Annotated in this window: 14 protein-coding genes and 1 tRNA gene; all 15 read left to right on the top strand. The window is 43.6% G+C overall.

Going from position 1 to position 12,580, the window contains the following annotated elements; genetic code table 11:
* Positions 1 to 168 precede the first annotated feature (168 nt).
* Entirely contained in the window at positions 169 to 1,143 is a 975-nt protein-coding gene (locus C3B73_RS06195; protein WP_103664734.1) for a phytoene/squalene synthase family protein, read from the top strand.
* Positions 1,144 to 1,212: 69 nt separating this feature from the next.
* Positions 1,213 to 2,709, top strand: a complete 1,497-nt coding sequence (gene accC / locus C3B73_RS06190) for an acetyl-CoA carboxylase biotin carboxylase subunit (protein ID WP_103664733.1) — start codon at positions 1,213 to 1,215, stop codon at positions 2,707 to 2,709.
* Complete coding sequence (gene murQ, locus C3B73_RS06185) at positions 2,688 to 3,644, top strand: N-acetylmuramic acid 6-phosphate etherase (RefSeq protein WP_232803042.1); 957 nt, start codon at positions 2,688 to 2,690, stop codon at positions 3,642 to 3,644. Before accC ends, murQ begins: the two co-directional genes overlap by 22 nt.
* A 4-nt stretch (positions 3,645 to 3,648) precedes the next feature.
* Positions 3,649 to 4,374 carry a lysophospholipid acyltransferase family protein gene (locus tag C3B73_RS06180; protein WP_232803040.1) on the top strand — a complete coding sequence of 242 codons (726 nt, stop codon included), beginning with the start codon at positions 3,649 to 3,651 and terminating at the stop codon, positions 4,372 to 4,374.
* Complete coding sequence (locus C3B73_RS06175; protein WP_103664731.1) at positions 4,371 to 5,048, top strand: energy transducer TonB; 678 nt, start codon at positions 4,371 to 4,373, stop codon at positions 5,046 to 5,048. The genes C3B73_RS06180 and C3B73_RS06175 overlap by 4 nt, the downstream gene beginning before the upstream one ends.
* 800 nt (positions 5,049 to 5,848) lie before the next feature.
* Positions 5,849 to 5,937: transfer RNA gene (locus C3B73_RS06170), tRNA-Ser, on the top strand.
* Positions 5,938 to 6,134: 197 nt separating this feature from the next.
* Complete coding sequence (locus C3B73_RS13925) at positions 6,135 to 6,311, top strand: hypothetical protein (protein WP_157939439.1); 177 nt, start codon at positions 6,135 to 6,137, stop codon at positions 6,309 to 6,311.
* Positions 6,298 to 6,936, top strand: coding sequence for a 4'-phosphopantetheinyl transferase family protein (locus C3B73_RS06165; protein WP_103664730.1), 639 nt, complete (start codon positions 6,298 to 6,300; stop codon positions 6,934 to 6,936). Before C3B73_RS13925 ends, C3B73_RS06165 begins: the two co-directional genes overlap by 14 nt.
* Before the next feature lie 106 nt (positions 6,937 to 7,042).
* Positions 7,043 to 7,795, top strand: coding sequence for an AmmeMemoRadiSam system protein B (amrB, locus tag C3B73_RS06160; protein ID WP_103664729.1), 753 nt, complete (start codon positions 7,043 to 7,045; stop codon positions 7,793 to 7,795).
* 1 nt (position 7,796) lies between these two features.
* Positions 7,797 to 8,669, top strand: coding sequence for a Rossmann-like and DUF2520 domain-containing protein (locus C3B73_RS06155; protein ID WP_103664728.1), 873 nt, complete (start codon positions 7,797 to 7,799; stop codon positions 8,667 to 8,669).
* 65 nt (positions 8,670 to 8,734) lie between these two features.
* Complete coding sequence (locus C3B73_RS06150) at positions 8,735 to 9,340, top strand: redoxin family protein (protein WP_232803038.1); 606 nt, start codon at positions 8,735 to 8,737, stop codon at positions 9,338 to 9,340.
* Between the two features lie 96 nt (positions 9,341 to 9,436).
* Positions 9,437 to 9,826 carry a 6-pyruvoyl trahydropterin synthase family protein gene (locus tag C3B73_RS06145; protein WP_103664726.1) on the top strand — a complete coding sequence of 130 codons (390 nt, stop codon included), beginning with the start codon at positions 9,437 to 9,439 and terminating at the stop codon, positions 9,824 to 9,826.
* Entirely contained in the window at positions 9,819 to 10,466 is a 648-nt protein-coding gene (locus C3B73_RS06140) for a 7-carboxy-7-deazaguanine synthase QueE (protein ID WP_103664725.1), read from the top strand. The genes C3B73_RS06145 and C3B73_RS06140 overlap by 8 nt, the downstream gene beginning before the upstream one ends.
* 526 nt (positions 10,467 to 10,992) lie before the next feature.
* On the top strand, positions 10,993 to 11,706 hold the full coding sequence (locus C3B73_RS06135; RefSeq protein ID WP_103664724.1) for an SDR family NAD(P)-dependent oxidoreductase: 714 nt from the start codon (positions 10,993 to 10,995) through the stop codon (positions 11,704 to 11,706).
* A gap of 229 nt (positions 11,707 to 11,935) precedes the next feature.
* Positions 11,936 to 12,580: IS1595 family transposase (locus C3B73_RS06130; protein ID WP_103664703.1), on the top strand; the 645-nt coding region annotated here is incomplete at its 3' end.

The following is a 12,580-nucleotide window of genomic DNA, read 5'->3' as shown; positions in this document are numbered from 1 at the left end:
CAACAAGCTAATATCTTTATCCTTGTTAACCATTAGTAGGAAATCAATTTTAAGTTCCAATTATAAACATCAATATCCTAAAATGTTAGCGGTAATACGTTTATTAATTTCATAAAGTCAGGAACTTTTTAAAGTCAATTTAGGCTTTGTAAGTGAAATGGCACAATTATGACAAACATACTCAGATATCCATATCACGTTATTCGTCCGTTGTACGAGAAAACCACGTTTCACACATCTGTAATAGATGATGTAAAGGATGAATCCCTTAAGGAAGCTTACATGCACTGCCGGTCTATTACCAAAAAGCATGCGAAGACCTTTTATATGGCCACCCGTTTTTTACCTAACGATAAGCAGCGGGGAATCTTCGCTATCTATGGCTTATGCAGATATCTGGATGATCTGGTAGATGAAGCGGAAGACCTGATACATGATAAAAAGATCACCATCGATCAGATCGATGAAAAACTTGAGATGTTCAAACAAAGGCTCATTGATGTGTATGATGGCAAGATCGTGAACGATCCGATCCTCTCTGCCTTTTCAGATACCCTGAAGAAGTATCACATTTCAATGGACCTCCCGTTTCTGTTAATGGATGGGGTAAAGACCGACCTGGTAAAGGATCGCTTCGAGACCTTTGAGGAAGTATATGACTACTCCTATAAAGTTGCTTCTGTGGTAGGTTTGATGACGTCAGAAGTATTCGGTTATACCAACAAGGATGCACTGACCTATGCGGTGGATCTGGGTATCGCCATGCAGCTTACAAATATTTTAAGAGATGTAGGTGAAGACCTGGAACGTGATCGTATCTACATTCCGCAGGAAGACCTTAGAAAATTTGGTATCACTGAAGAAGAACTCTTCTCGAAAAACCTTGATGATAAATTCAGGGAGATGCTAAAATTTCAGATCGATCGGGCCAGAAAATTCTATGAAAGGTCAGACAGGGGTATTGCACTTCTGAACAGTGATAGCCGTTTGCCGGTGTGTCTTGCTCGCCACAACTACAGCCGCATCCTGAATAAGATCGAGGAAAACGATTACAATGTATTTGATACGCGAGCCTATCTGAACTACACCGAAAAACTCTCGATACTTCCCCGCATTTTCATTGATATGAAATCAGCGAGTTAATTTAGGTTTCACTTGGAGAATCTTGCTGTAAAGTCCTATCATTAGGCAAAAATTCATAAACAGGATTCTATGGCTGAAATCAAGAAAGTATTAGTTGCTAATCGCGGTGAGATCGCACTCCGAGTTATTCACACCTGTAAGGAATTAGGGGTCAAAACAGTGGCGGTTTACTCTCGTCCCGATGCTCATTCTCCACATGTTCTGCACGCAGACGAATCTGTATTTATTGGTGAGGCGGCTTCCTCAGAAAGTTACCTGGTGATCGATAAGATCATTGATGCTGCCAAACAAACCGGAGCCGATGCCATTCATCCCGGTTATGGATTTCTCAGTGAAAATGCAGCTTTTGCCGAACGCTGTAAAAAAGAAGGAGTGATCTTCATAGGTCCCGAGCCCAAAGCCATTAGTTTGATGGGGGATAAGACCGTAGCACGTGAGCTGATGAGCCAGCATAATGTGCCTACACCTCCCGGCTTGAAAAGTGAATTGAAAGATATCGAAGAAGCCAGAAGAGTTGCTGACGAGATCGGCTATCCCATTCTGGTGAAAGCCGCAGCCGGTGGTGGTGGAAAAGGGATGCGTATCGTTCATAAGAAGGAAGAGTTTGAAGCAAGTATCAAAGGGGCAAAATCGGAAGCCAAGAATGCGTTTGGGGACGATCGTATCTACATCGAGAAGTATTTAGAGGAACCACGCCATGTGGAATTTCAGATCATGGCAGATACGCACGGAAATGTGTTGCACGTATTTGACCGTGAGTGCTCGGTTCAGCGCCGACATCAAAAAGTGATCGAGGAAGCCCCTTGTGCGTTACTGACTGATGAACTCCGTGCTGAAATGGCTGAAGCGGCCATTAAAGCGGCTAAAGCCTGTGATTATGTAGGAGCCGGCACCATTGAGTTTTTGGTGGACAAACATTTGAATTTTTATTTCCTGGAGATGAATACCCGTCTGCAGGTTGAGCATCCGGTTACAGAGATGATCTCGGGGGTGGACCTGGTGGCCTTACAAATTCTGGTGGCTGAGGGTAAAGAACTGCCATTCAAACAGGAAGATCTAAAGATCAACGGTCATGCCATTGAATGCCGTATCTATGCGGAAGATCCGGCTGATAACTTTCTGCCAAGTACCGGTTTGCTTAAAAAGCATCGCGTACCAACCGGGTCCGGAATTCGTGTGGATGCCGGGGTTGAAGAAGGGCAACAGATCACGATCAATTATGACCCGATGATCTCCAAATTAAGCGTACACGGGCCTGACCGCGAAATAGCTCGAAAAAGAATGCTTCGGGCGCTGGACGAATACGAAATTTCAGGTTGTAAAACGACCATTCCGTTTTGTGAATTCACGCTCAATCACCCCGCCTTTATAGAGGCAAAGTACGACACTCATTTTGTGCCTGACCATTTTGACCCTGAGAATATGCAGGAAACATCCAATGAAGCAGAAGTAGCTGCATTGGCGGCTTCACTGCTCAAAGGATTTGAAAGCGATGACGGCTCTAATACCGTGGTGAGTACTAATGGATCCTCAGAAAGCATGTGGTGGAAAACCCGCAGGGAGTGATCAATTTGAGTTCTGAGACGGATAAACAAAAGCTCTTCAAGCAACTGGAAAAGCTAAGCACAGAAGAGAGAAATCCGAAGACCCGGGAGATCGATCTGGCTTCTTCCCGGGAAATTGCCACGCTCATAAACAATGAAGATCAGACGGTTGCTCTTAAGATCGAGGAGAAACTGGATGAGATCGCCGAGGTGATCGATCTTCTTGCAGATGCCTTTCAGATAGGAGGTCGGTTACTCTATTTTGGTGCCGGTACCAGCGGACGTTTAGGAGTGCTGGACGCTGCAGAATGTCCACCTACTTTCGGAACCTCACCGGAACAGGTACAGGGATTTATAGCCGGTGGTAAGGAAGCCATGTTCGTAGCCCAGGAGGGAGCCGAGGATTTCGAGGAAAATGGTGCAAGAGATATTGAAATGGCCAAGGTTGCACCACCCGATGTGGTATGTGGACTGGCAGCAAGCGGCCGAACCCCTTATGTACACGGAGCCATAAAGGAGGCTGCAAAAAGAGGCTGCAAGACCATATTGGTAACCACGGTGCCGGCAGCACAGATAGATCTTGAAGTAGATCATTTGATCGATATTCCGGTTGGACCGGAAGTTATCATGGGAAGTACACGAATGAAAAGTGGAACAGCTCAGAAAATGGTGCTCAATATGTTCACAACCGGAGCCATGATCCGACAGGGAAAAGTGTATGAAAATGTGATGGTCGATCTTATGCTGACCAATAAAAAACTGGTTGAACGGGCCAAACGGATCCTGATGATATTTACTGGAGTTGATTACAAAAGAGCCTCTGAACTTTTAGATGTGGCAGAGGGACATGTTAAAACGGCTCTTCTTATGGAGCTTGGAAATGTGGATCTTGAAACCTCAAAACATTTATTAATGCAACACAACGGTTTTGTACGCAAAGCACTGTTAAGTCTGTAAAATTATGCGATTACTATTCAGTATTTTTGTTTTTACCTATTTCAGTTTTCTGTTTCTCACTTTCTTTATCATTATTTCTATCGTTTTTTTGCTGACCTTTCCATTTGATAGATACCGGAAAGCTCCAAATTTTACCTTATCGATCATGGCTCGATTTATGATGAAAGCGAGTCCATGGTGGAAGATGTCATTTGATGGTGAGGAGAAATTCGATCCATCCAAACCCACGATCTTTGTATGCAATCATCAGAGCTTTCTGGATATGGCGTTCATCTATCACTTGCCATGGAAAATGAAGTGGGTTTCAAAGCGGAGCCTGACCTACATTCCGGTGATGGGGTGGCTGGTCTGGCTTACGGGACATTTGACGATCAACCGAAGCAGTAAAACGGCGCTCAAAAAACTGGATAATCTGGTTGCTCCCTTAAAAGATCTTGTGCCGGTCATGATCTTTCCTGAAGGGACACGCACAATGGATGGTAAGCTGAAACCGTTCAAGAATGGAGCTTTTCTTTTGGCTAAAGAACACGGCTTCAGAATTCAGCCGATGGTCATTGACGGCGGATACCATGCGATGCCTCCGGGATCCGGATACCTGAATCCAAAAGTAAACTTCAAATTAAAAGTGTTGGAGGTGATCGAATCCGAAGATTTTGAGGATATGAAAAGCCTTAAAGATCACACATATCAACTCATGAAAGAAGAATTGCAGAAATTGAAAGAAACTTGATCCAAAGATTTGTCGAAATATATCTGAATGACCTTGATCATGCTCAAAGGTACATGATCGCACTGATCGGGTCACTTATGATCATTTTGGCATGTTTTAAACTGTGGCCGGTTTCACCACCCGAAAAGGCAGAGTTTCAGGATTTCAGTTCCAATGAGGAGATCCTCATCGATAATGCGATCATAACGCAGCAAGCTGATTCTCCGCCACCACCGCCCAAACCGATGGTTCCTGTACCGGTTCCCAATGATGAGATCATACCGGAAGAAATTGAGTTTCCGGATATCGAGGATTTTTCGCCTGAAGAATCACTTTCTGAATTACCCGGAAGGGGAGAAACCTCAGGGAAAGCTCAACTCGTGGGGGATCCACAAACCGCTCCGATGTTACTTAAGATCGTAGAACCTACCGTCCCTCAAGCTGTCAAAGACCGAAACATCAAGGCACAGATCGATGTTACTTTTCTGGTTGGAGCCGATGGTACCGTTGAGGATGCCTTTATTTCAGAGATCCGGTTATTTGAAGGGGATACCTATCGCGTGGTGGAACAGATCGGATACGGCTTGTTAGAAGCAACCGTTGAAGCAGCGTTGAAATGGAGATTCACCCCAGCCCGACAAGACGGTGAGCCGGTCAGGACTTACGTGGAAAACAGTTTCAACATTGGATTTTAGTATTTAGCCTGAGTTCGACATAAACCTAACCCTTGGTTGTCACCCTGAGCGTATTTAATTAAGATTCGGTAAATGTTGTATTTCGCGAAGGGTCTCAAAGGTGGAGCTATTCGGTTGAATGATAAGTTGAGATCCTTCGCGTTAAGCAAATTCATCAAAAATAGCTTTTTTATACGCTCAGGATGACAACTTCAGATGAATTATCAAGTACTCACGTTCATTAATGAGTCTCACTCCATCATTCGGCTCATTCAAATTATGGCTTAATATCCAATTCTACCCGAGCCGGGTGATGGAATGCTAGATATTAGCCATTCAATTAATTTTGGTCATCCTGAGGAACCGAAGGATCTTGCCTTGTAGGACACTCAGTATGATTTGTAAAACCATTCAGCTACTTTCTCGTTGGTAAATATTTCCTACAACCACGCTCCGCTAAAGGCAAGGTTCATCGTTTCACTCTGAATGACTCTTTAGCTAGTTTTATAAATAAGATTTAAGTACCTCATTAACCGCAGAGAGCGCAAAGATTTCGCAACGAGCGCAGAGGGGATTTTCTTAGCGAACTCAGCGCCTTCTTTGCGCTCTCTGCGGTTAAAAAATTCCCTCGTTCCGGTGCTCTGCTCCGGAACGTAATATTGAGGCTCTGCCTCACATTCAGAACAGAATAATGGATCCAATAAAGAACCAATTTTCACCCACCAAAAATAAATCCTAAAACCGGCACTAATATCATTGATATAGGATTCAAATACTTATATCTTAGGCGCCCTTCGACGGACTATCATCGAAACACAAACGGAGAGGTGCCAGAGCGGTCGAACGGGCTCGCCTGGAAAGCGAGTGTATCCTTTACGGGATACCGAGGGTTCGAATCCCTCCCTCTCCGCATTCAAATTAGTTATTATACACTGCCAGTCAATTACCGAACTGTAATTTGTATGACAACAAAAGGGAGGGATGAGAAGCCTGTCCCGCTTTCAACCCAAATGGATGATGAGGATAATATTCTGCGGGAAATCCCTCCCTCTCCGCATTCAAATTAGTTATTATACACTGCCATTCATTTACCAAACTATGATTTGCATGGCAACAAAAAGGAGGGATGAGAAGCCTGTCCCACTTTCAACCCAAATGGATGATGAGGATAATATTCTGCGGGAAATCCCTCCCTCTCCGCATTTTGCCCACCTGTTGAGTATTATCTTTCAAATTCTGTATCCTTCAGCTGACCAATTTATCTTTACCCATGCAGATCATTGATACTTCACATATTGAAGGATGTCCATCTAAAGTAACTTTAGGCTGTGCTGCTATTTCTGATGACTATACCACTCACATTCTTTCTGAAAAGGAAAAAGCAGAATACAGACAATTTAAAAATCCGGGTCGGCAGGCAGAATATTTAACTGCCCGTCATTTATTTCGTTTTATTGCTGGTAAATTGGAATTGAATATTGATGTGATCCAACTGTATAAGGAAGAGGGAGGGAAGCCTTTTGCTACAGAGGTTAATAAGCATCTATTCGTCAGTTTTACTCACAGTGAGGATAAGGTCTTTTGTGCAATTTCGGAATCTCTTGATATAGGAGTGGATGCAGAAAGATTAAGCCGTCGAATTCCTCAGAGGGTACTGGATCGGGTCCTGAATGAAACAGAAAAACAGGCCTTAAAAGAATTGAAACCGCTGCAGATCTGGACCTTGAAAGAAGCGGCTGTGAAGTGCCTTGGAACCGGCTTGCGGACTAATCTAAATGAGGTCGTGCTCTCTATCAAAGACAATGGAGAAATTTCTACAAGATTTAATAATGATAAATTCATTGAAATTTGTAGTTTTAAGGCAACAGATCATCAGATAGCCTTAGCTTATCACAGCACTCATATTTGATAGAACAACAAAGCCCAAAGAAACCATTTTATGTTGGTACAGGAATGGTGTCTTTGGGCTTTTTTATATTCTGTAAAGAGATAATTCAATCATCGCATGCGGCTTTATGAATATTGAAACCCTTTCTAAACAAGAGATAAGAACGCACATTGAAAATGCCGGAGATTTAAATACCGGTTCAGAGCACGTCAGAATGCTTTTTGTGCCTAATCATATTGATGAAGAAAACTTTGGTGAGCTTTGTGCCACCTACAAAACTGTTTTAGGTCAGCAATTTGATACCATCGTAGTGATCGAATCGTATACCGGTCAGCTTCAGAAGAAACTGGCCATGCCTTCTAATACAACCTTTGAATCCCGTTTTGGGGAGGTGCCGGTCAATGATTATCTGCGCAACGAATTTTGTGATGAAGAAGATGATTTTTTCATTGCCGATGAAGGCTATAGTAAGGAAATGAGCCTTTACACGCAGTTGCCTTTTCTTCAATCGGTGTTTGATGGTTTTGATCTGGTCAGTTTGCAAATTGGTGATTATGATCCGGCCATCATCCGAGAACTGGCTTTTACCCTGGATGAGTTGTTGCTGAATAAAAACGCCCTGATCGTTTACTGCTGTGATGTTCCGGCAAGCAGCCCTGAAGAATTGGAGCACCTTAGATCACTGGTAGTCAAGAATAATGAATCGGGTCTGATGCATTACCTGAACAGTAATGATAAAACGGTGAATGGCGCCCGGGCCTTTATGAGTGGTATTCTGGTTGCCCGTTCGTGGGGATTTGATGTGGAATTTCTGGATCACATAGAAACGGCTTCCAATATCTGCGGATACGCCAAGCGCGGTAAAATGCAGGCGGTTTAACATGAACAGACCAACCATTTCCATTATCGGGCTTGGTAAGGTTGGCACAGCTCTGCTTAAAGTCCTTTCATCACACGGTTATCAAATTATATCAGCCGTTTATAAACATACCGTTTCGGAAACTCTGCGTACGGCTCACCCCAAAACGAAATTTTCAGAAGCCATTCCTGACGCGCTTGATGACCTGGGTGATCTTATTCTCATTACGGTGCCGGATGATACGATCACAGAAGTAGTAAATGAACTGGATCAAACATTTCCTTCCTTGAAAACTAAGTCCGTGGCACATTGCTCGGGGACTCACTCATCCATCATTCTAAAGCCGTTAAGTGAAAAGGGAGCCAAGATTGCTTCCTTTCATCCTAACCAATCGATCACTGCGTCTGCGGCAACCTTTAAAGGCACATGGTTTGATGTGGAAGGTGATGAGGAAATGATCACAAAGTTAAAAACAATTGCAGATGATCTGGAAGCGGAACTCATCAAGATCAAAGCTGAGCAAAAGCCTTATTTACATGCATCGGCGGTTATTGCCTCTAATTATCTGGTCGTACTTGCAAACCTGATGACCAAGGCTTCGAAGTTAGGAGGAATGAATGAGGAGATCTCGCTGAAAGCACTGATCCCGTTAATGCGCAATACGCTGGATAACATTGAAGATAATGGGGTTGAAGATGCCTTAACGGGTCCCATTGCAAGGGGAGATATGAACACGGTGAAAGGACACATTGAGCTCATTTCTTCCGATCCTGTTTTGTCGGAAATGTACAAAAGCCTGGGCAGAGAGGCCTTGAAGCTATCAAAGCTGGAAACTACCGATCCTGATACATTTGTAGAATTACAAAGCCTGTTATCTGCTCATTTCCAAAAGTGAACTTTATATCGGCTTTATGTATTATGGCACATGATCAAAATCGGTTCAAAGAAATATTTAATAATTTGAAAACGACGCTTTTACTTTGCATTTCGCTATCCCTGATGATCACTACGATGGCTTTGGGGCAGGGTTCATTGAGTTTTAGTGCTTCAATACCACTCGGTGACCAACAGGTTGAAGATACCTCAGGGCGTAACATCTCGCTTCAGTCGGCCGCAGATAACAATGGGTTGATCGTTATTTTTTCATCCAATACATGTCCCTGGGTGGCTAAATGGGAAGATCGCCTGATCGAACTTTCGACTTATTCCACAGCCAACGATTTTGGAATGATCGTACTCAACTCCAATGAACGGATCCGTGATCGGGGAGAATCCCTTGAAGACATGAACCGGCGGGCACAAAAACAAAGCTATAATTTTACATATGCTTTGGATGCCGGTCACGAGATCGCGGATGCTTTTGGGGCTCAGTACTCTCCCGAGGTATTCATCTTTGATACAAACTTACAGCTGGTCTATCACGGTGCGATCGATGATAATCCAAATAATGCCAATACAGTCTCAAAACCATATGTAAAGGATGCACTGGACGCTTTGTTGGCCGGGGAATCGGTTCCAACCAGAAAAACCCGCATCATTGGATGCAGCATCAAGCGATCTGAGTAATTATCCAAAAAAAACCGTAATTTTGGTCATGCCACACATGTGGCATTTTTTATTGCATCAAGAGGCAAGATAACGATCATAAATTAATTACGGATAATGCCAACCTGGACACTACACACCGAGTTTAAATTCGACGCAGCTCATTACATAGACGGCTATGATGGGAAATGTGGGCGCATGCATGGTCATTCCTATAAAGTGAAGATGACGGCTAAATCGAATAAACTCAATCCCTCACAATACCTTGATACCCCAGATATGGTCTGCGATTTCAAGGAGTTGAAATGGGCCGCCAAAGATTCAGAAAAAGGAGGGTTTGATCATGGCGTGCTAAACGAACTGATCTCTGAAAATACAACGGCAGAGAGAATTGCTGAATTCATACATAAGGAAACTAAAAATCGTATCCCGGAAGGCATCGACCTGACCGTCACCGTTTGGGAAACGGACACCAGCTGGGTTGAATACACCGATCAGGATGTTTAAGACAGATACACAGATCGCAAAAGAGCATACCGAGCAGTACCTGGATGTCGTATATCCGGTCATGGAGCATTTTTACACCATACAGGGGGAAGGAGCACATGCCGGGCGTGCCTCTTATTTTATCCGTACAGCCGGTTGTGACGTGAACTGCTGGTGGTGTGATGTGAAAGACAGCTGGGAAGAGGAAGGGCATCCAAAATTGACGGTACGAGAACTGGTCAAAGCAGCCAAAGAAAGCGGTGCTCCTTTTGTGGTGATCACCGGGGGTGAACCGCTGCTTCATGATCTGCTGCCTTTGACGCTGGGACTTAAATCAGCCGGACTGCAGATTCATATTGAAACCAGTGGATCCTCGCCCTTGTCCGGTTCATTGGATTGGATCACACTATCCCCAAAGCGTTTCAAGAAACCGACCGATGAAGTCTATTCCAATGTGGATGAACTCAAAGTGGTGGTACTGACCAACAAAGACCTGAAATGGGCTGAGGAAAATGCCGCCAAATGTCCGGAAGGAACCCGATTGCTGCTGCAGCCTGAATGGGACACCCCCAAATCCATAGAACTTATCGTGGATTACGTAAAAGAAAACCCGGAGTGGGGTATTAGCCTACAAACCCACAAATTCCTGAAGGTGCCATAACGGCTAATATTGCAGTCATTCAGAGCGGAGCGAAGAACCTTGCCTTTTGCGGAGCGTGATAGAGTGTACGATTTACCAAACAGAAAGTAGCGGAATAGGTTAATAGATCACACTGAGTGCCTTATATAGGCAAGATCCTTCTCCGCCAGCCGGCGGATCAGGATGACCGAATTGGAGCGAGAAGGCCTTAATTACATCCCCCTGTCATTGAACTGAAGTTCAATGCCGATCCCTCTTCAAAGAGGGAGTTCATTTCTTCGGGCCTTTTATTTGATGCGAGTTCAAAGTATAGTATGGGTTTATTTTGAAGTTGGTTGACAAATTTAATGTAAGCCAAGAGAAACTCTCCCTTAGAAGGGAGACAGATTTTAAGCTTCAGCTCTAAATCAGAGGGATGTGAGTCAGTTCACTCATCTACCAAATCACTTAACACCAACCGGCTCAACCCTAAATATATTTTCCTCAGAACTTTGACTGAACCGAAGGATGGGGTTACCTTGAGGCTGTTCAATTAATTTTATCATCTATGGCATACAAAGACGCAGCGGTACTGATCACAGGCGGGAGTAAGGGAGTAGGTCTCTCTATTGCTAAAGTATTTGCCAGGGAAACCAACCGACCTATTATTTTGATGGCAAGGAATAAAGAAGACCTCAATAAAGCCAAAGAACTTTGTTTGAAGGGAGGAGCTACATCGGTTCATACCATTGCCGCAGATATCACCGATGAAAAACAGCTGCAAGATTCCGGAATTAGTGACCATGAAATAGGCATACTGGTTAACAACGCCGGACATTTTTTATATAAACGCACCCAAGATACTACTACTGAAGAATTCAGGTCCCAGTTGGAGGTAAATACTATTGGAGCCTTTAATGTAACCCAGGCCGTATTACCCTCCTTATATAAGTTGGACAGGGGACTGATCGTAAACATCAGCTCTATGGGGGCACTTAAAGGATTGGAGGGAAGCGGAGCTTATTCAGCCTCCAAACATGCACTTTTGGGATACACCCGATCTTTGCACAAGGAATTAATGAAGTCTAATATTGCGGTCTCGGCCATAAATCTGGGGCAAACGGACTCCACATCCTGGGATGGAGTGGATATTGATCCCCAAAAACTCATTGATCCGGATGATGTGGGTCGGCTCATTCTAAGCGTATCACAACTCTCCAAGCGATCGGTGGTTGAGGAAATTATACTGATGCCGCAGGGTGGGGAAGTGCCGCCGATGTGAAAAATGTGGCCTAATGGCCTGAAAGGCAATGAAATAGGTTTTTAAGAGTATTTTAATAGTAACTGTCCTGCAATCTTGAGTAACATGAAGGTAGATCAAACACCACAGAGGTTGATCATTGACGTACTGCTTTAAACATTAATTGTGGAATATTAAAATTTATTAATATTTTATTTTGGGTCTTATGAAGTATAGCATGTTATAAAATCTTGTAACATATTGCTATACAATGAATAACAAGTATTATAAACGGTCACATATTTCAGAAGCTAAATTTCGGCATCTGATCAAGTGTTTTTCGTTAGATTTAACCGCAACGGAAACGGCTGAGTTAACCGGCATTTCATTGCGATCGGTTACCGTGATCTTTGACAAACTGCGCCATCACATCGCTCGATGGTCTGAGCAATCGGCTCGGATCCAAGGCATCATTGAGGTTGACGAGTCTTATTTTGGTCCACGACGAATTCCTGGTAAACGAGGACGAGGAGCTTCGGGTAAAACCATTGTCTTTGGCATTTTCAAACGTAAGGGCAAAGTCTATACCGAAATTGTCCCTGATGCAAGAAAAAAGACACTCCAGTGTATTATACGTGGAAAAGTGGCCCCGGCCAGTGTGATTCACAGTGATGGTTGGCGAGGCTATAATGGCCTAGTGGATGTGGGCTATGACAAACATTATCGTGTTCAACATGGCCAGGATGAATTCGCCAATTCCTCGAGTCACATTAATGGCATTGAATCTTTTTGGAGTTATGCCAAACGCCGGTTGGCTCAATTTAATGGGGTATCGAAATCTCATTTTTATGTGTATTTAAAAGAAACTGAATATCGCTTTAATCATCGAAATCAAAACTTATACAAGATCTTACTG

The organism is Gracilimonas amylolytica (assembly GCF_002911695.1).
GTDB lineage: Bacteria > Bacteroidota > Rhodothermia > Balneolales > Balneolaceae > Gracilimonas > Gracilimonas amylolytica.
This window is presented reverse-complemented; position numbering and strand designations above follow the sequence as displayed.